General features: G+C 34.6%; 22 protein-coding genes. 10 read left to right on the top strand and 12 right to left on the bottom strand.

Annotated elements, in window-relative coordinates:
* Positions 1 to 8 precede the first annotated feature (8 nt).
* The 5 genes from dltD to V7S50_RS05190 form a co-directional block, all read right to left on the bottom strand.
* Complete coding sequence (dltD, locus tag V7S50_RS05210; protein WP_242251089.1) at positions 9 to 1,184, bottom strand: D-alanyl-lipoteichoic acid biosynthesis protein DltD; 1,176 nt, start codon at positions 1,182 to 1,184, stop codon at positions 9 to 11.
* Positions 1,181 to 1,420: a D-alanine--poly(phosphoribitol) ligase subunit DltC gene (gene dltC / locus V7S50_RS05205; protein ID WP_000807310.1), complete on the bottom strand. Its 240-nt coding sequence runs from the start codon at positions 1,418 to 1,420 to the stop codon at positions 1,181 to 1,183. Before dltC ends, dltD begins: the two co-directional genes overlap by 4 nt.
* A gap of 68 nt (positions 1,421 to 1,488) precedes the next feature.
* Positions 1,489 to 2,655 carry a D-alanyl-lipoteichoic acid biosynthesis protein DltB gene (dltB, locus tag V7S50_RS05200; protein ID WP_242251091.1) on the bottom strand — a complete coding sequence of 389 codons (1,167 nt, stop codon included), beginning with the start codon at positions 2,653 to 2,655 and terminating at the stop codon, positions 1,489 to 1,491.
* Positions 2,652 to 4,166 (bottom strand): D-alanine--poly(phosphoribitol) ligase subunit DltA, encoded by a 1,515-nt coding sequence (gene dltA / locus V7S50_RS05195; RefSeq protein ID WP_242251093.1) that lies wholly within the window; start codon positions 4,164 to 4,166, stop codon positions 2,652 to 2,654. The genes dltB and dltA overlap by 4 nt, the downstream gene beginning before the upstream one ends.
* A 12-nt stretch (positions 4,167 to 4,178) precedes the next feature.
* A complete protein-coding gene (locus V7S50_RS05190; RefSeq protein WP_242251095.1) occupies positions 4,179 to 4,325 on the bottom strand; it encodes a teichoic acid D-Ala incorporation-associated protein DltX in 147 nt (48 codons plus the stop codon).
* 337 nt (positions 4,326 to 4,662) lie between these two features.
* On the opposite strand from V7S50_RS05190, the gene amaA reads away from it, so the two are divergent.
* The 5 genes from amaA to V7S50_RS05165 all read left to right on the top strand — a co-directional run bounded on the left by amaA (position 4,663) and on the right by V7S50_RS05165 (position 7,728).
* Positions 4,663 to 5,832 carry an N-acyl-aliphatic-L-amino acid amidohydrolase gene (gene amaA / locus V7S50_RS05185; protein ID WP_242251097.1) on the top strand — a complete coding sequence of 390 codons (1,170 nt, stop codon included), beginning with the start codon at positions 4,663 to 4,665 and terminating at the stop codon, positions 5,830 to 5,832.
* A 230-nt stretch (positions 5,833 to 6,062) separates the two neighbouring features.
* Positions 6,063 to 6,233: a hypothetical protein gene (locus V7S50_RS05180; protein WP_176545730.1), complete on the top strand. Its 171-nt coding sequence runs from the start codon at positions 6,063 to 6,065 to the stop codon at positions 6,231 to 6,233.
* A complete protein-coding gene (locus V7S50_RS05175; protein WP_000041146.1) occupies positions 6,226 to 6,672 on the top strand; it encodes a flavodoxin in 447 nt (148 codons plus the stop codon). The genes V7S50_RS05180 and V7S50_RS05175 overlap by 8 nt, the downstream gene beginning before the upstream one ends.
* A 24-nt stretch (positions 6,673 to 6,696) precedes the next feature.
* Positions 6,697 to 7,470 (top strand): hypothetical protein, encoded by a 774-nt coding sequence (locus tag V7S50_RS05170; RefSeq protein WP_242251098.1) that lies wholly within the window; start codon positions 6,697 to 6,699, stop codon positions 7,468 to 7,470.
* Positions 7,471 to 7,566: 96 nt separating this feature from the next.
* Positions 7,567 to 7,728, top strand: coding sequence for a hypothetical protein (locus V7S50_RS05165; RefSeq protein ID WP_000651006.1), 162 nt, complete (start codon positions 7,567 to 7,569; stop codon positions 7,726 to 7,728).
* A gap of 2 nt (positions 7,729 to 7,730) precedes the next feature.
* On the opposite strand, the gene V7S50_RS05160 is transcribed toward V7S50_RS05165, so the two are convergent.
* Positions 7,731 to 8,633, bottom strand: coding sequence for an aminoglycoside phosphotransferase family protein (locus V7S50_RS05160; protein WP_242251099.1), 903 nt, complete (start codon positions 8,631 to 8,633; stop codon positions 7,731 to 7,733).
* Positions 8,634 to 8,716: 83 nt separating this feature from the next.
* Here V7S50_RS05160 and V7S50_RS05155 point away from each other — a divergent pair, with 83 nt between their 5' ends.
* Positions 8,717 to 9,235, top strand: a complete 519-nt coding sequence (locus V7S50_RS05155) for a biotin transporter BioY (protein ID WP_242251101.1) — start codon at positions 8,717 to 8,719, stop codon at positions 9,233 to 9,235.
* 64 nt (positions 9,236 to 9,299) lie between these two features.
* On the opposite strand, the gene V7S50_RS05150 is transcribed toward V7S50_RS05155, so the two are convergent.
* The 3 genes from V7S50_RS05150 to V7S50_RS05140 all read right to left on the bottom strand — a co-directional run bounded on the left by V7S50_RS05150 (position 9,300) and on the right by V7S50_RS05140 (position 11,082).
* Positions 9,300 to 9,449 carry a hypothetical protein gene (locus V7S50_RS05150; protein WP_060630088.1) on the bottom strand — a complete coding sequence of 50 codons (150 nt, stop codon included), beginning with the start codon at positions 9,447 to 9,449 and terminating at the stop codon, positions 9,300 to 9,302.
* An 18-nt stretch (positions 9,450 to 9,467) separates the two neighbouring features.
* The gene (locus V7S50_RS05145; RefSeq protein ID WP_242251103.1) at positions 9,468 to 9,647 is read right to left on the bottom strand and encodes a 2-isopropylmalate synthase; all 180 of its coding nucleotides are present in this window, start codon (positions 9,645 to 9,647) and stop codon (positions 9,468 to 9,470) included.
* A gap of 76 nt (positions 9,648 to 9,723) precedes the next feature.
* Positions 9,724 to 11,082 (bottom strand): MATE family efflux transporter, encoded by a 1,359-nt coding sequence (locus V7S50_RS05140; RefSeq protein WP_242251105.1) that lies wholly within the window; start codon positions 11,080 to 11,082, stop codon positions 9,724 to 9,726.
* Positions 11,083 to 11,264: 182 nt separating this feature from the next.
* On the opposite strand from V7S50_RS05140, the gene uppP reads away from it, so the two are divergent.
* Positions 11,265 to 12,056, top strand: a complete 792-nt coding sequence (uppP, locus tag V7S50_RS05135; RefSeq protein ID WP_063224474.1) for a bacitracin resistance undecaprenyl-diphosphatase — start codon at positions 11,265 to 11,267, stop codon at positions 12,054 to 12,056.
* A 29-nt stretch (positions 12,057 to 12,085) separates the two neighbouring features.
* Here uppP and V7S50_RS05130 read toward each other — a convergent pair whose 3' ends face one another.
* Both V7S50_RS05130 and V7S50_RS05125 read right to left on the bottom strand, forming a co-directional pair.
* Complete coding sequence (locus V7S50_RS05130) at positions 12,086 to 12,673, bottom strand: thioredoxin family protein (RefSeq protein WP_242251107.1); 588 nt, start codon at positions 12,671 to 12,673, stop codon at positions 12,086 to 12,088.
* 33 nt (positions 12,674 to 12,706) lie between these two features.
* Positions 12,707 to 13,138, bottom strand: coding sequence for a YrvL family regulatory protein (locus tag V7S50_RS05125; protein ID WP_242251108.1), 432 nt, complete (start codon positions 13,136 to 13,138; stop codon positions 12,707 to 12,709).
* 162 nt (positions 13,139 to 13,300) lie between these two features.
* On the opposite strand from V7S50_RS05125, the gene V7S50_RS05120 reads away from it, so the two are divergent.
* Together V7S50_RS05120 and V7S50_RS05115 are read left to right on the top strand one after the other, a co-directional pair.
* A complete protein-coding gene (locus V7S50_RS05120) occupies positions 13,301 to 13,720 on the top strand; it encodes a MarR family winged helix-turn-helix transcriptional regulator (protein ID WP_242251109.1) in 420 nt (139 codons plus the stop codon).
* Positions 13,721 to 13,857: 137 nt separating this feature from the next.
* Entirely contained in the window at positions 13,858 to 14,013 is a 156-nt protein-coding gene (locus tag V7S50_RS05115) for a hypothetical protein (protein WP_000184934.1), read from the top strand.
* Between the two features lie 22 nt (positions 14,014 to 14,035).
* On the opposite strand, the gene V7S50_RS05110 is transcribed toward V7S50_RS05115, so the two are convergent.
* Positions 14,036 to 15,271, bottom strand: coding sequence for a dicarboxylate/amino acid:cation symporter (locus V7S50_RS05110; protein ID WP_242251110.1), 1,236 nt, complete (start codon positions 15,269 to 15,271; stop codon positions 14,036 to 14,038).
* Between the two features lie 989 nt (positions 15,272 to 16,260).
* On the opposite strand from V7S50_RS05110, the gene V7S50_RS05105 reads away from it, so the two are divergent.
* Positions 16,261 to 17,604: a TrkH family potassium uptake protein gene (locus V7S50_RS05105; RefSeq protein ID WP_242251111.1), complete on the top strand. Its 1,344-nt coding sequence runs from the start codon at positions 16,261 to 16,263 to the stop codon at positions 17,602 to 17,604.
* The last annotated feature ends 16 nt before the right edge of the window (positions 17,605 to 17,620 follow it).

The following is a 17,620-nucleotide window of genomic DNA, read 5'->3' as shown; positions in this document are numbered from 1 at the left end:
TCTTTTCATTAGTTTGCTTTATAAAATTGTTGGATGGCTTCATCGATATAAACCCAGCCTTTCCAACCTAAGTGCATATGATCTTTTAAGAAGTATTTATCATACTCATGATTTGAGAAGTCGGCAATTGGATAGCCAGCTTTCTCAATTTGCTCATGAACCTTCTTATAGTACAATTCGCGGCGTTCTTTCGGGAAGCCAGCGTAATCGTACCAAGGACCTTTTACAGGAACAGAAATGAAGAGTGGTTTTGCACCAGATTGTTTTAATAAATCAAGTACAATTTGTAAATCTTCATATTCTGGCGATTGATCATAAGCATCATTTTTTAAGTAGCCTTCACGTTGCTTTAATTTCTTCTTGATTTTGCTGTTGAAGTAATCATCTTCGATACCATATTCGTTCGATCCTGATTCTACTGCACCAGTTTGATCTGCATGTTTACGAGCCTCTTCCCAGTTCATTTGTTTTAATGAAGGGTCAAGTTTTTCTTTATGCGGTTTAATATTAAACATTGCTGTAAATAAATCTTTACGATCTAAAATGTTACGGTAAATATAAGCGAAAGGTTTAGCAGCAAGTGCTTTTACTTTATATTTCGTATCATCGTAGGCGATACCTTCAAGCGAAATTTTTAATAAAGTTTCTTTCTTAACGATTTCAAAGTTTAATAAACGTTTTGCAATTTGCTTTTTCATTTCAGGTTTTAAATCATCGTTGAAAATGAAGTGATAACCTTGTTGTTTTGAAAAGTTAGGTGCAAAGTGCGTTTCATCAATACCTTGTGGTACAAACCATTGCGGAGAAAGAACGAATACCATTTTCTTATCTTTCAATTGATCCATTGTAGATGCGAAGTTTAACACATGTACAAGGTCTTGTGTTCCCCCGCGTCCGAGTAGGAATGGTGTGAATCCTTCAGGCTTTACTTTGAAATAATTTGATGGATGAAAAGCATCCATACGTGCGAATTCCGATGATCCATACATCGGAAGGTATTTCGGGTCTGCTAACATCTTTTGCTGTAAAATCATACTTTGAATCTTTTCTTCTTTTAAAGAAGTCGCAGCTTGTTCTACTTTTTCATCACTTAAAAGTGGAAGTAGGAAGCGAGTTGGGATAAGTAAGAATACAGCAAAAAGGGCCAATGCTAAAAGCATCGGACCAAATTTTGCTTTGTTCATCGGATTTCTTCCAACTTCTTAATAACCATGTTTGGTGTAGCCCACTCGTCACGATCAAAATCAGAAATAGAAACTTCAATATCTAAACGCTCTTGGAATTCAACTAATAAAGATACTACAGCGAATGAATCAAGAATACCTTCTTCAAATAATTGAACATCTAAGTTTTCTTTCACAATATCGTTTTCACATACTTCTTCTAAAATATCTAATACTTGCTCTTTGAATTCTGCCATTTTTAAAATCTCCTTTATATCCGAAATATATTATATGTGCAACTTCTTAATAGTATAAGAAGGGTGCATTAAAAGTATCTGTTAAGGTGTCCAGAGAAAATTAGGAAACCGAAACATACAACGTGGAATGTAATTACAATCGCAAGGACGTGTGTAAATTTATTGTTTGGCCAAAACTTATGCTTCTTGTTTTTTCGTTCGAAAATATCGAATAGAATAAACAGTGCAGCATGATATAGACCATAAATAATGTATTGATACACATGCTCACCAGTAATATGCCAAATTCCCATGATGAAAAAGTTCAAAAATGCACCGATATACGAAATTGTGTAACGGTTCTTAATTAACTTTTTCTTCGTTGCAAAAAAGACGAAACGCATGTAAATAAAGTCACGGAACCAGAATGATAAACTCATGTGCCAACGGTTCCAGAAGTCTTTAATATTACGACTAATGAACGGTTTATTAAAGTTTTCAGGCGTTTTAATACCCATCATATAACTTACACCAATTACAAATGAGCTATAACCAGCAAAGTCGAAGAATAAATATAAGCTATAGCTATACATGTAAATCATATTGGATAGGATTGTATCTTGCTGAGCAAATGCTGGATCCATAAAATATTGCTTTATTAAGTAAGCGATAATAAATTTATACAAGAAACCTTGGAAAATGCGGTTTAATCCTGTATATAGTAAATTTTGATATTCTTCAGCGCTAGGTGGCTTTTGGATATCTTTTTGGAATCTACGGTAACGATCGATAGGTCCTGTTGAAATCGCCGGGAAGAATAAAACGAATTCCCAAAAATTAAAGAAGGAAAGTTCCTTAATTAATCCATCGCGAACTTCAAATACCATTTGCACTGCTCTAAATGTTACATAAGACATCCCTAAAAATACAATAAACTTTAGTTCAGGTGCAAACGGTGCGATTTTTGCCAAAATAAGTGGCAAAATTGATAAAATAACAGCTATACAGAATGTGAATGTGCTATTATTTTGTTTTCTTAAAAGTAAATAGCCTTTAATTAGGGCATATTGCCAAATAATAAATGCGGCTAACATAATCGCTTGCTTTGGCTTATCCGAGAAGATAATAGCAAGCATTACTAGTGTTAAAACGGCATTATATTTACGCAACATTTTACCTTTAAATCCAGCTATGATAGTAGGTATTAATAAAATGCCCACTATAGCGAAAAAATAAAATGATCCATATGCGGTCATGCTGTAACCTCACTCAATAATTTTTTGCGATCTACCTTTCCATTTGGTGTCATTGGAATAGAAGATTGATACATGAATTTACGTGGAATCATATAGTTTGGTAATCGCTCATTGAGTTCTTTTTTGATTGCAGATGTTAATTTGAATTCTTTTTCAAATGAATGTTCTCCAGGAACAACAACCGCTAATAAATAATCGTATTTCTCACCTTTTTTAATTGGAACGATAACTGCTCCTTCTACGTAAGAACACGCACGAAGATGATGCTCAATTTCTTCTAATTCCATTCGATAACCATGCAGCTTAATTTGGAAATCAAGACGACCATTATAGAATAGAAGACCATTCTCAACATAGCCAGCATCGCCTGTTTTATAGGCACGCTCACCGTCAATCATAGTAAATGCTTTTTCTGTTAATTCAGGGCTTCCTAAATATCCAACGCTTACGCTTGGACCGACAATTACGATTTCACCTTTTTCACCATCAGGTGCAAGAGTGCCATCTTCTTTCACAATAAGAAGGCGACAGTCTGATTTACAGTAACCAACTGGAAGTGATTTGTATTGATCAAGCACTTCTTCTGTAACGTGAATACCTGTTACAGCGACAGTAGCTTCTGTTGGACCGTACGTATTCATAATTGTTGCTTTCGGGAAACGCTCAATTAATTTTCTAGCTACTTCATTTGGTAATACTTCACCGCAGAATAAGAATGTTTTCATGTTTGGTAGCATACTCTCAGAGAAAGATGTTTCCATTAAACACATCTCTGCGAAAGATGGTGTTGAAGTCCATACTTGTATATCCGATTGCTCTAAAGAAGCAAACAAGTCTTTTGGACGTGCAATCATATCTTTGTCGATTGCCCAAAGTGTACTACCTGTTACTAATGATGGGTAAATATCCATGACAGATAAATCGAATGAGAAAGGTGCTTGGTTTAAGAATACTTGTCCTGTTTGTAAGTTGAAATCTTCTACAGCCCATTTTGTAAAGCTTACAAGGCAGTTATAAGTAATCTGAACCCCTTTCGGATTACCTGTGCTTCCTGATGTGTAAATAATGTAGAAGTTCTCATCACCTTTTACCGCATGTTCAGGATTTGGAGTGTTCCCTTTATGAGTAAAGAAAATATCTTTTAAGTTGTCTTCACTTACAATGCGAACTGGTAAATCAGTTACAGTTACTGCTGCTGCTGATAAAAGTAATTTCGCACCAGAATTTTCAGCGATACGTTGTACACGATCAGCTGGGATAGATAAATCTACAGGAATATAAGCATGTCCAGCTTTTACACATCCTAAAAAGTTAATAATCATTTCAGGTTGCATATGGCCATACACCATAATTGGTGAACGATCATCTGGATACTCAGAAGAAATCCAATGTGCTAACGCATCAGAATCTTCCTTTAATTGTTTGTACGTAATTTTCGCATCTCGCCAAACAAAAGCAGTTTGATCAGGCGTTTCAATAGCCCACTTTTCAATTTGTTCTAATAACTTCATAACGTTCCCACCCTAAAATTCGTTGTAAATAAATGTACTTGTGTTTGTATCATGGAATCCATACAACCAAAGTAGTGCAAATAAAATTGCAAGGTAATAAACCGTCTTTGCAACCCATTGTGTGAGTGGTTGAGACCATATCTCTTTTAATCTTTGCATGTCTGTCCCTCTCTTAATGAAATAATAGCTCTTTGTAGGTATCATGTCCTACATTATTGTGAAAAAAACAAACTTCCACATTTTAGGTAAAAATAAGTCAAAAGGCTCTTTTCTGATATTAGCACTAAATACTAAAAAAGAAAATCCCTAACTTAGCAATTATATTACATTAAGCATGAATTTGTAATGGGTTTGACATGTAAATAGGAAGTAGATTGTGTGAATACATAAAAGTGGACTATAAGAATACGTAAAAATAGAGTATTTGTTTTCATTAATCATTTGAGACAGAGTAAAGTTTACAATTTCTAGCTCTTTTGAAAAGGAGGAAATTATCATGAATAGAGTGTGGAAGAGTCTAATTTCGGAAGAAAATATCGTGAAATGGAGAAGGCATTTTCATAAGTATCCGGAATTATCATTTCATGAAAAAGAAACTTCGCAGTTTATATATGATACATTATGCTCATTTTCTTCTTTTGAAGTAACAAGACCGACGAAATATAGTGTACTAGCAATTAAAAGAGGAACGGAACAAGGGAAAGTGATTGCGATTCGAGCTGATATAGATGCTTTGCCAATTCAAGAGGAGACAAGTAAATCTTATATGTCTGTGAATAAAGGAATAATGCATGCATGTGGGCATGATGCTCATGCAGCTATTTTGTTAAGTACAGCAGAAGTGCTATCAAATATAAAGGAAGATTTTGCAGGTGAGATTCGTCTATTCTTTCAGCATGCAGAAGAAGTGTATCCCGGCGGGGGAGAAGAAATGGTTGAGGCAGGTGTAATGGATGATGTTGATTATGTAATAGGTTTACATGTTATGTCTGGATTGGAGAGCGGGAAGATAGGAATTGCGTATGGGCCGATGATGGCGGCACCAGACGTATTTACAGTCGAAATTCAAGGGAAGGGAGGGCATGCGGCGAGGCCAGAAGAAACGATAGATCCTATTGCTATCGGAGCACAGATTATTACAAATCTACAACATATCGTATCAAGAAATACAAGTGCTTTCATGCAAAGAGTCGTTTCAGTTACGCAGTTTCATGGGGGAATGGCTGATAATATCATTCCTAGTGCAGCAACTTTAATGGGAACCGTTCGTTCATTTAATCAAGCATTAAGGGTAGAAGCAGAAGAGAAAATTGAGCAAATCGTGAAAGGCATTACAAAAGCACATGGAGGGGAGTATACATATACGTATCGATATGGATATGATCCGGTTATTAACGATGAATATATTACGAAAGTAGTGGAAGAAAGTGCACTACATTTGTTTGGAGATGAGTGTGTTGTGAAGTTGGAACCTTCTATGGGAGGAGAAGATTTTTCAGCATATTTAAGAAAAGCACCGGGTTGTTTCATTAAACTAGGAACCGGTAATGAAAAGATAGATACTTGCTATCCGCATCATCATCCAAAATTTGATGTAGACGAATCAGCTCTAGTTTATGGAGTGGAACTATTTTTAGAGACAGTGATAAGACTGCTAAAATCATAGAGAAATAAAAAAAGGCAACTGCGCTCTATCGCAGTTGCTTTTATTTCTTTCCGTCAGAGAGGGCTGAGAAAGAACTATGCTCATTTATAGTATATGAATAGCTAACGGACAAGCTTGTACATTTTAATCATTTTTTTTAAAATAGTTGTTGACATTGATAATCAATGTCAATTAATCTAAATATAGTTGAAATTGATAATTATTATCAATATGATGGATGCGACATGTTAATGAGAAAAAAATTTCACCTTCTGCGGAGGGGATTAAAAGATAAAAATAAAGATGTTGATCAGCATATGGAATGGCAACGAAATGTAATTCGGTCTGAATATGTAGATGAGAAAAAGAGCATTCAAACAGAAAAAGAGATACAAAGTAAAGGGAGAGGTTCAGTTGAGTAAGTTAGTGATGATTTTTGCAAGTATGAGTGGAAATACAGAGGAAATGGCTGATCATATTGCCGGTGCAATTCGTGAAACAGAGAATGAAATTGAAGTTATTGATATTATGGATTCACCAGAAGCTTCTATATTAGAACAGTATGATGGAATTATTTTAGGAGCATACACTTGGGGAGATGGTGACCTTCCTGATGATTTCTTAGATTTTTATGACGCAATGGATTCTATTGATCTAACTGGGAAAAAAGCGGCAGTATTCGGATCATGTGATTCGGCTTATCCAAAATATGGCGTGGCGGTTGACATTTTAATAGAAAAGCTACAAGAACGCGGGGCAGCAGTTGTGTTAGAAGGACTAAAAGTAGAATTAACGCCAGAAGATGAAGATGTAGAAAAATGTTTACAGTTTGGAGCTGAATTTGTAAAACACCTTTCTTAATGGCAGAAGGGAGATGAAGAGCAAGTGCATGAGAAAATCGCGATCAAAACGATGACAGATTATCATTTGTATGATTTTATGCGTTGTCCGCATAAATTTTATTTTCGTCATATAAAAAGAAGAGAACCTTCTTCGTTTGAATGGCAACAAATCGCACAAATGATTGTGAATCGAATTATTAACGAATATTACACGTTACCTGCGGGTCAACAAACGAAAATTGTACTTTTAATATTAATAGAAAAGTATTGGAAAAAAGTAAGGATTAATATGTTTGCTTCGAAGACGGAGTATTATATTGTGTTAGCAAAGCTAACGGATCACTTATTACAGTTTGTTGAAAGAGATGATAGTCAGACACCGCCGTTATTTTTATATGAAAAATTTCAAACATACATGGAAGAGTTAGGTGTCCACATGTCATTGACATTAGAAGTTGGTGAGTGGAGTACTGAGTCGTTTGTAATTAAAAAGTATGTTGTCGATGCGGATGAGGAAATGCTTGCTCTTTGCCAAAAGTTAATGACAGTATTCAGTTATAAAGCTTTCGGCATTCTTCCAGGAAAAATTGAAGTTATTAATTTAATAGAAGGAACTAAGTATGAGTACATTCCGAAACAGGAAGATATAACAGCTGGAATGGCGGATTTATCTAGAATGAAAGAAATGTTGCAACAACCTGAGCACTACACAGAGCGTCATTTTCGTTCTGAGTGTATGAGTTGTGCATTTCGTAACGAATGCCAAGGAGAAGAAGTAAAGAAAGAAGCGAGGCAGAAGAAAAATATCGTACATTAAAGGATGCAAATTTGCATCCTTTTTTGTTGTTGACATGAAAAGCTTTTCATCATTTACCGTATGTTTGTAGCCGATTAATAAAGGGAGGAATAATCAATGAAAGATGAAATGAAAGTATTTCAATGGTTAAAAGAACAAAATGCTCCTTTTGGGATTCAACTGCAAATTTTACAAGCATTTCAACTGTATAAAGTCATTGTTGAAATGGATAAAAAGTTAATGATGTATGAGGAGAGAGAGTATAGGGAGAGAATGTAATCTCATCCCTGCAATATCGTTTTTAACTGTTCTATACCTGCTATGAATTTAAGTTCATTCTTTGTTTCAAAGTTATAAATCATATTATGTAGTAAAGGGCTGAATTGATAAAAGGTAATGATGCGGTGAATGAGTAATGGATCATGGTGTGAAATAAGCGTACTGTATTGTTCATATACTGATGTAGTAAATTCATGTCCGAAATCATAAAATAGCCCTGCAAAATCAAAAGCAGGATCGCCAATTTGTGCGTCACCAAAATCAATAATACCTGAGATAGTTTTATGCTGTTTGCTAAATAAAATGTGATGATGTGTAAAGTCAGCGTGAATGATTGTATTTTGAAATGTGGATGTAGCTAGACGGGCAAAAAAATTCTTGAATAAACGATTTAAGGCTGATTTCTGGAACGAAGTAAGATTGTTAGTAACATACTGATTTAATTTAGTTTGTAGCTCTTTCCAGTAGGCAACTGTTTTTTCGATAGGGAATCCTAATGCTGTAACACTTTTTAGAGGAATACTATGTAGAGCCGCAAGAAAAGTAGCTAATTGTGTAATAATTACTTTCTGTTCTTTTTCATCTAAATTCACAACTATTTCTGTTTTTAACGGTTCACCATGAAGGAGAGTATAGTAACTACAAAGCGGAATAGTATCAGTATCCTGTTTATAGAGTAGGTGATACTTTGGAACCTTAATTTCATGTAGTGAATAAGAGAGAAGTGTGCATAATTCTTTTTCTAAAGGAATTCGCATCGCATATTCCTTTTTTCGTGGGAAACGAAACAGTAGCTCATCATTTACTATAACCGCTGCATTATCCCATCCTTCTTCATTTTGTTTATATGAATGTATGGAAAGATTAGGAAAAGCTTCTTTTATAAATTGTTTGTAAGAATCCATAATTGTTCCTCGTTTCTGAGTTAAGTTATTCTACTTTATGATATCAGAATTTTCTTTCTATATGTTAAAATATAACTATCATTATGAAGAGGGGCGGGAGTGTTATCAAGAAAAGACTATTAATCACTTCTTTATGTATCGCTTTTGGACTGTTTTGGTCATATAAAGAGGTGGTTTTTGCTAACTATAAACCGATTGATCAGTACGGATTAAATAAGGAATTAAAGAACAAAAGTATAGAAATTTTAAATCATAATGAAATGAAAAAGGTAGGAGAACATTTTGTGACAGAGCAACTAGCAGTGTTTGAGTTTAATAATAAAGAAGATGTGAAACGAAAAGGTGAAGAACTATTTTTAACTAGAGGGTATGAACGATTAATAGAAAATTATTATCCAAATCGTTTTCGGGATTTAGAGTATAAATTTACAGACGAGGATATACGGGAAGTGACGGATGAAAGTTTTCTCTATCAAGCTGCAGCGTACGTGGCGGGTACTGAAAATGGTAAGAGAAGCGAAATGAAATTGAATTATGAAATAAAAATTGTAAAGGTTAATAATATATTTAAGGTGTTAGAACAAAAACAGTATGTACAATAAAGTGATACATGAATCAGTGCTACAAATAGCGGGATAAAAAAATCCCCCAGTTCTTTGAGGGATTCTAAAGGTTTTCATTTTGTTGCCCAAGTTCTTTTTGAGCAATGTATAAATTTCCTTGCTCGACTTGTTTCTGAGTAAGAACAGAATCACCTGCATACCCTTTTTCTGTTTTTACAGTTCTTTTTGAACGATTGGACTCTTGTTTTTTCATATAATAGATCACCTTCCATTAAAAATAAACGAAAATGATAAGCACAAGTAATACAGCAGCGAAAATGGTAATACCCATTAAAAAAGAAGTGTTTTTATATTTAGGTGGCTTATGTACATCTTGCCGGTATCCAGGTGAAATTTCAGGGGCGAATTCTTCATCGAATGATTGCTTTTTTTCTTTTTCTTTTTCGTCCATATGTATCCACCTTTCTTTTTCATTATGTTATACGTTACAAGAAAAAATATGCATAACGAAAACAGCCACTATATCATTAGCGGCTGTTTTGCGTTGTATATTTTCTCTGAACTTGAAAGAGACGGATAAGCAGGAAGGTTGCTCCAAATGCTAGACCGATAATAAGACCAATCCAATATCCTTTTGCTGCCCAATCAGTATAGGTTGCTAATATGTAGCCAAGAGGTAGACCGATTACCCAATAGGCGATCAATGTCATAATTAAGGCGACATTTACATCTTTATAACCACGTAGTGCCCCTTGTACAGGAGTTGCAATTGCATCTGAAATTTGAAATAAAATCGCAAATATAAGGAATTCTTTTGCTAAATGATGAACTTGTACATCTGTCGTATAAATCGAAGCAATTTCATCATCAAAGAAGTAAAGAAGAATTGAATACGATAGGGCAAATGCAAGTGCTAAGCCAATCCCGATAAATCCATATTGTTTTGCGTTATTATATCGTTTTGCCCCAACTTCGAATCCAACAGCGATGGTCATTGCCATTGCTAAGCTTAAAGGCGTCATATATAGCAAGGAAGCGAAGTTCATAGCGGCTTGATGGGCTGCGATTGTTGTTGTACTAAAATTGCTCATCATAAGTGTTACCGCAGCAAAAATACTCGTTTCAAAAAAGATAGCAAATCCGATAGGGACGCCAAGTTTTAAGAATTCTTTCCAACTCGAAAGAGAAGGACGATATAATTGTTTAAAGATATTGAAAGATGCGAAAGGCTCTTTCGTCCGAATAATAATAACGGTAATAATTAAAATGCACCAATAGGTTGCTGCAGAAGCAATTGCTGCTCCGACACCACCGAGTTTTGGAAAACCGAAGTTACCGAAAATTAATACATAATTTAATACTACGTTAATGGGTAATGATAGTAATGTAATGATCATCGTTGTACGAGTTTTTCCTAATGCATCAATAAATCCACGTAAAACAGTGTAAGTAAATAAAGGGATAATTCCAATTGCGATAATACTTAAAAATTGTGCCGCAATACGTTCTACAGGTTCTTCTAATCGCATGCCATTTAAAATAGTTGAAACAGTAAAGAAACCGATAAGGATAACGACGAAGCTAGCACAAATTGCTAAATAAACTGCTTGTATGACAACGTGAGGAACATCCTCTTTTTTCTTAGATCCAACGAGTTGTGCAACAATTGGAGTAGTGGCCATCAAAATTCCTGTTAATCCCGTACTAACTGGAATCCATATACTTGTTCCGATAGCAACACCTGCTAAATCAATAGGGCTTGCATGTCCTGACATTGTGGTATCGAAAAAACTCATTGCAAATAATGACATTTGCGTAACGAAAATCGGGAAAAATAGTAATACAAATTGCTTTAATTTTTGTGAGAATGAATTAGTTTCTTTCATAAAATCCCCTTTCCGCTAAAAAAACCAAACTCTTATTATCATACAATTTAATCAAAAAATAGAAAAGAAATACGCGCATACAACATGTAAATTCAATAAAAAAAGGATGCACTTTAAAAGGGGATAAGGTATTATGATAAGGTGTGAAAAATTACATATTCGTTATTAAGGAGGCACTACTTGTGGCTGATTGGTTAATTGGTATAATCATGGGTGCTGTTGAAGGGTTAACAGAGTTTTTACCAGTATCATCAACAGGGCATATGATTTTAACAGGACATTTAATTGGATTTGACGACGATAGAGCGAAAGTTTTCGAAGTTGTTATTCAATTGGGATCGATTTTAGCAGTTGTTGTTATATTTTGGAAACGTCTATGGTCTTTAGTAGGTATAGGGAAAGTAACAGACGGACCATCGTTAAATCTATTACATATTATTATCGGGATGATTCCAGCCGGCGTACTTGGCGTATTATTCCATAGTGCGATTAAAGAAGTTTTATTTGGGCCAGGCCCAGTTGTTATTAGCTTAGTGGCTGGTGGTATTTTAATGATTGTTGCTGAGAAGTTTTCGAAACCAAGTACAGCAAGAACATTAGATGAAATTACATATAAGCAAGCATTTACAATCGGAATGTTCCAATGTTTAGCGCTTTGGCCAGGATTTTCTCGTTCTGGTTCTACAATAAGTGGTGGTTTATTAGCTCGCGTGTCACATACAGCGGCAGCTGAATATACATTCATTTTAGCAGTACCAATGATGGTAGCTGCAAGTGGATTAGATTTAATTAAAAGCTGGGATATATTAAGTGCAGCTGATATACCGTTATTTGCAACAGGATTTATTACAGCGTTCGTTGTTGCAATGCTTGCAATTGTTTCATTCTTAAAATTATTATCTCGTGTAAAACTAACACCGTTCGCTTACTATCGTTTCATTTTAGCTGCGGTATTCTATTTCTTCATTATGTAATAAAAAAACTGCCGAGTTCGGCAGTTTTTTTATTTTACTACTTTTTCCATCATGCTTTCCATTACATGTTCCCATAGAGAAGTATCATCAGCTAATGTAGCACGGAAATTAGTGTACATTTCTTTTTGTTTCTCTTCGAATGTTGGATCTTCTTTTTCAGGCAATGTAGCGCGCATTGAAGTCACTAACTCTTGTACTTTTGGAGCACGTGGTCCCCAAACGGCTTGTTCGTTTCCATCTTTATCAATGAAAATAAAGATTGGAATCGCACGTGCTGTTCCATTTGTTAAATATTGATCCATTAATTCCAAGTTTTCATCGCGAATTAATAATGACATATCAATATTTGCAACTTCAGAAATTCGTTTCATAACAGGTACGCATAAAAGAGCATCACCACACCAATCAGCTGTTAATACGATAACACGCCAGCCATCATTTTGACGTTCTTCTAATACAGGAAGTAATTCATTTGGAATTAAAAAGTTATTGTAAATATGCAGTAGTTCGTATTGATTTACTTTCATTTCATTCACATATGTATCAAAGGACATGCCTTTATCAGCCCATTGTTGTAAGTTCATAAGTAACACCTCTTTAGTATAATTTGTTTTCATTGTACCAATTTTTATATAGAAAAGCTTGTATTCTTACTCTTTATTGTCGCTTAATAATTTATTTAATAGGAAAAGGAATAGTACGACACATAACTCAGCTATGTTGGACAGTTGTACGCTCTCTATCCAGTCGTCGGCCGTATGTATAACAAACCAATCTAACGTAATTTCAATGATAGAGAGCAGGGCGATTGAGAGCCAATAGGGCATACTTGTTATCATTGGATGTAGGAGCACTTTAAAGAAAATGAATATAAAATGTGTAATACCATCTAATAAAAGAATAAGTAAAAAAAAGAGTAGTAGAGCTGTTCTTGATGAATATTCTATACCTGTAATTTGAAAGAGTCCTACATATACAAAGAATATAAATGCAAAGAATATAATGAGAATAAGAATAACAACACTAATAATAATAGTCTTATCTTTTAGATTAAGATTAGAAAATTTGTCTTCTTCGCTCACTACTCCAACTCCTTTTTCTGGAAATTCAACTTTATTGTATCATGAAATATATATTAAAAAACTACGAATTATGGGAAAATAAAGTGACAAAAAGTAAGATTTCATGTAAAATTATTAATAAGGTTTTTATTTAACTAAATGAAATAAAAGGGGCTGTCAAAGTTGTCTCAAAATCGAGAACAATTAATGGAAGAACTATCGACAAATGTTTTTGCTATGTTCCGCACGATGCGTAATGATATTGGAAAAATATTTGGTGGTTACATACCGTGGAATGAGTTCATCGTCCTTAGAATATTGAATCGTACGAATAAAGAAATGGTATCACGTGTAGCGAATGAGTTAAATGTGTCGAATAGTCATATTACAGCTGTTACAGAAAAATTAATTAATAAAGGTTTTGTAACTCGTTCACGTTCTACGTCAGATCGTCGAGTTGTATATTTGGAGATTACAGAACAAGGAAAAGATTTAGTTGCGAAAATGGAAGATGCGAAAAAACAATATTTACAAGAAAGATTTTCTACGCTTTCAGAAGAAGAAATGAATATAATGATATCTATTTCTAAAAAACTTATTTAAGTTATTACAACCAAGAAAACGCTTACGTAGTGATGGAGAAGACCTTCCTTATATGAGGAAGGTCTTCTTTCATATGTAAAAGATTATAAAAAAGAAAATATGTAACATACTACTAGTAAAGGAAAGGGGGCAAAAATATGACAAATCGAAATGGTAGTAAAGGGAGCGGAAATCAAGGCTCACCTAGATCAGGGCAATTTCAGCAAGAGTTTAGTGCTGAATTTGAGACTGGTAATGATAACAAAGGAAAAGAATATCGTTCGAAAAAAGGAAGTAAATCAAAAAAGGAGTGAATCATTTCACTCCTTTTTTGATTTAAGATGCTGCAGATTGATCAGTATTATATTTTTCTTCTGATTTTGCGACAATCATTGCGCAAATTGCATCACCAGAAATATTTACAGCTGTTCTTGACATATCTAGAATGCGGTCAATACCGATAATTAGGGCAATACCTTCTACTGGTAGATTTACTTGATTTAAAACCATCGTCAGCATTACAAGTCCAACACCTGGTACACCAGCAGTACCGATACTAGCTAGTACAGCAGTTAATACGACCATAGCTAATTGTGGTAATGTAAGTTCAACGCCATATACTTGAGCAATAAATACAGTTGCTACACCTTGCATAATAGCTGTACCATCCATATTAATCGTTGCACCGAGTGGTTGGACAAAAGAGCTGATCGCTTTTGGAACTCCAAGCTTCTCTTGTGCTGTTTTCATTGCAAACGGAAGGGACGCGTTAGAACTAGATGTACTAAATCCAATTGCCATTACTGGTCCGAAATGTTTAAAGAACCGGACAATACTTTCTTTTGCTAATACCTTTAATAAGCCGCCATATACAAAGACCCCGTGAATAATGAGTACTAACATAACGACAATCATATACTTGAACATCGCAGCGACGCCTGCAAGACCCATTTTACCAACGGAAGAAGCGAGCAAGCCAAATGTTCCGATTGGAGCTAATTTCATAACGAGATTAACGAGATACATCATTAATTCGTTGCCCTGTTCAAGTAATGAATGGATACCTTGAACTCGTTTTCCTAAAATAGCTATACCGAGTCCAATCAATACAGCAAAGGCAATAATTTGTAACATGTTTCCATCAGCCATTGCTTTTGCTGGATTATCTGGTACGATATTCAGCAATGTATCGACGAAAGATGTTTCGGTTTTTGCACCTTCATACATAAGCCCTTCTGTTTTAAAATTACCGCCAGCTCCCGGCTTTATAATAAGTGCAAATGTAACCGCGATAGAGATGGCAACTGCTGTTGTTACGAGGAAGAATGAAATTGATTTTAAACCAATTCTTCCGAGTTGCTTCGGATCTCCAAGACCAGCAGCTCCCAGTACGATAGAAATAAATACAACAGGAACAACTAGCATTTTAATGAGTCGAATAAACAATTGACCAAGTGGATTGAACACATATTGATTTAATGGATCAAAAATGGATGGAGCAGCTAAATTTAGAGTGAGTCCGACAACTAGACCGAGAAATAATGCAATTAAGATTGCTTTTGTTTGTTTCAATAAAATCCCCCCTTATCCCCCTTATTTTTTGTAAAATAGCTTTCTACATTAATTGTACCGAAAAAACACCTATTTTGACAATATTTTCTGAATATTTTGTATAAAAATATCTATTTCAATGTAGAAGGAGTTAAATTTTGTATTTGAAAAACAAAATAGGCCATCACATTGGATGGCCTAGGGAAGGGGACAATTTATGTCAATTTAATTAGGATGGAAGTTGTTCAAGACACTGGGGAATGTCTTATAAATTAGGGAGGAACAACTTCGATACATACACTATAAAAGATGGATGTGACCGTGGTGTGAACATAGAGTGAAAGAGAGAGGGAGTTTTAAATAAAAGATAGAGTAAACAAAAAAATAAGACCATCACATATGATGGCCTAAGGAAGGGGACAATTTATGTCAATTTAATTAGGGATGGAAGCTACTCAAAGACACTGGGGAATGTCTTGTAAATTAGGGAGGAATAGCTTCGATACATATACTATAAAAGGTAAGTGTGACCGTAGTGTGAACATAGAGTGAAAGAGAGAGGAAGTTTTAAATAGAAGGTAGTAGAGTAGACAAAAAATAAGACCATCACATATGATGGCCTAAGGAAGGGGACAATTTATGTCAATTTAATTAGGGATGGAAGTTGTTCAAGACACTGGGGAATGTCTTATAAATTAGGGAGGAACAACTTCGATACGTATACTATAAAAGGTAGATGTGACCCTGATGTGAACATAGAGTGAAAGATATGGGTATTTGAAAAATAGTACTTATGAAACTATTGTTGCAAGAGTTGTAGAGTTAGGATATATAGTTTTCCGTCATAAAATGAAGTGAAGTTCGCATATAAATAAAAGTTGTAATCTATGAAAAAAAGGATTATGCTCAACTATATTGTAAGAATATGAGGTTTATCCGACTATTTAAAGGCTCTTAAAAGCCTTTATTTATGAAGGGAAAGCTGCACTTTATTAAGGGAGTTAGTGAATATGGAAGTAACAAAAAGACAAGGGCTGTATAATCGTTTTATACGATTAAATCCACCACAAATATTAGCATTAGGCTTTTTCTGCTTAATTGTGGTTGGCGGTTTGTTATTAAAGTTACCATTCGCAACGAAAGTACATATTAGTTGGGTAGATGCTTTCTTTACGGCAACGTCAGCAGCAACTGTAACGGGTTTGGGAGTAGTAGATACTGCCAGTACGTTTACGATGTTTGGCGAAATTGTTATTATGTTTTTAATTCAAACAGGTGGTCTAGGTCTTATGACGATTGCCATTTTAATTGTTTGGGTATTAGGTAAAAAAATTGGTTTACGCCATCGCTTATTAATTGGAGAGGCATTTAATCAGACAAATATAGGTGGTCTCGTAAAATTAGTAAAACGTGTCTTTATATTTTCAATTTGTATTGAGTTTATTGGAGTTATCTTTTTATCGTTTCGCTTTATTCCAGAGTTTGGTTTTGGAAAAGGTGTATACTATAGTATTTTTCACGTTATTGCATCTTATAATAATGCTGGATTTGCTTTATGGCCAGATAATTTAACAAGGTATGTAGGAGATCCTATTATTAATATTGGGATTTGCTCTTTAATCGTAATAGGTGGTCTCGGTTTCACTGTATTAATTGATATATGGTATAGCCGTAGTTTTCGAAAACTATCACTTCATTCAAAAATAATGATTGTTGGAACGGTAGCACTAAATGTTATAGCGATGATTGTGATTTTTGTATTGGAATATAATAATGTGAAAACGTTAGGGAATTTATCTTTAAATGAAAAATTATGGGCTTCTTTCTTCCAAGGTATTACTCCTCGTACTGCTGGATTTAATACAGTTGACTACGGGGGTATGGAAGAGTCATCTATATTATTTACAATGGTTTTAATGTTTATTGGTGCAGGAAGTGTATCAACGGGTGGAGGGATTAAATTAACAACGTTTGTTATTTTAGTTACATCTGTCCTTTCTTTCTTTAGAAAGAAAGAGGAAATCGTTTTATTTCAGCGCACAATTAAAATATCGACAGTAACGAGAGCTTTAGCAATTGCTGTTGCCAGTCAAATCCTCATTTTTGCAGCAGTATTTGTATTAATGCTTACAGAAAACTTCAGTTTTATTCAGTTACTATTTGAAACAATCTCAGCGTTTGGTACAGTAGGTTTAACGATGGGGATTACTGCCAAGTTATCAGCGTTTGGAAAATGTATTATTATGTTTGTTATGTTTTGTGGATTAATCGGACCGTTAACACTTGTCTTTTCTTTAGCACGACCAGCAAAACAAAAAATAAAATATCCATCAGAAGATGTATTTACAGGATAAGGTATCCCGCATAAGC

This window comes from Bacillus sp. CCNWLW194, assembly GCF_037120585.1.
GTDB lineage: Bacteria > Bacillota > Bacilli > Bacillales > Bacillaceae_G > Bacillus_A > Bacillus_A basilensis.
This window is presented reverse-complemented; position numbering and strand designations above follow the sequence as displayed.

Excerpts from the sequence above, each read along its gene's own strand:
- dltA (WP_242251093.1), bottom strand. The coding sequence starts at position 4,166 with ATGAAGTTATTAGAACAAATTGAAAAGTGGGCTATTGAAACGCCTGAT.
- amaA (WP_242251097.1), top strand. The coding sequence starts at position 4,663 with ATGAATAGAGTGTGGAAGAGTCTAATTTCGGAAGAAAATATCGTGAAA.
- V7S50_RS05115 (WP_000184934.1), top strand. The coding sequence starts at position 13,858 with ATGACAAATCGAAATGGTAGTAAAGGGAGCGGAAATCAAGGCTCACCT.
- V7S50_RS05150 (WP_060630088.1), bottom strand. The coding sequence starts at position 9,449 with ATGAAAAAACAAGAGTCCAATCGTTCAAAAAGAACTGTAAAAACAGAA.
- dltD (WP_242251089.1), bottom strand. The coding sequence starts at position 1,184 with ATGAACAAAGCAAAATTTGGTCCGATGCTTTTAGCATTGGCCCTTTTT.
- V7S50_RS05165 (WP_000651006.1), top strand. The coding sequence starts at position 7,567 with ATGAAAGATGAAATGAAAGTATTTCAATGGTTAAAAGAACAAAATGCT.
- V7S50_RS05145 (WP_242251103.1), bottom strand. The coding sequence starts at position 9,647 with ATGGACGAAAAAGAAAAAGAAAAAAAGCAATCATTCGATGAAGAATTC.
- V7S50_RS05130 (WP_242251107.1), bottom strand. The coding sequence starts at position 12,673 with ATGAAAACAAATTATACTAAAGAGGTGTTACTTATGAACTTACAACAA.
- V7S50_RS05140 (WP_242251105.1), bottom strand. The coding sequence starts at position 11,082 with ATGAAAGAAACTAATTCATTCTCACAAAAATTAAAGCAATTTGTATTA.
- dltB (WP_242251091.1), bottom strand. The coding sequence starts at position 2,655 with ATGACCGCATATGGATCATTTTATTTTTTCGCTATAGTGGGCATTTTA.
- V7S50_RS05190 (WP_242251095.1), bottom strand. The coding sequence starts at position 4,325 with ATGCAAAGATTAAAAGAGATATGGTCTCAACCACTCACACAATGGGTT.
- V7S50_RS05180 (WP_176545730.1), top strand. The coding sequence starts at position 6,063 with ATGAGAAAAAAATTTCACCTTCTGCGGAGGGGATTAAAAGATAAAAAT.
- V7S50_RS05105 (WP_242251111.1), top strand. The coding sequence starts at position 16,261 with ATGGAAGTAACAAAAAGACAAGGGCTGTATAATCGTTTTATACGATTA.
- V7S50_RS05155 (WP_242251101.1), top strand. The coding sequence starts at position 8,717 with ATGAAGAGGGGCGGGAGTGTTATCAAGAAAAGACTATTAATCACTTCT.
- V7S50_RS05160 (WP_242251099.1), bottom strand. The coding sequence starts at position 8,633 with ATGGATTCTTACAAACAATTTATAAAAGAAGCTTTTCCTAATCTTTCC.
- dltC (WP_000807310.1), bottom strand. The coding sequence starts at position 1,420 with ATGGCAGAATTCAAAGAGCAAGTATTAGATATTTTAGAAGAAGTATGT.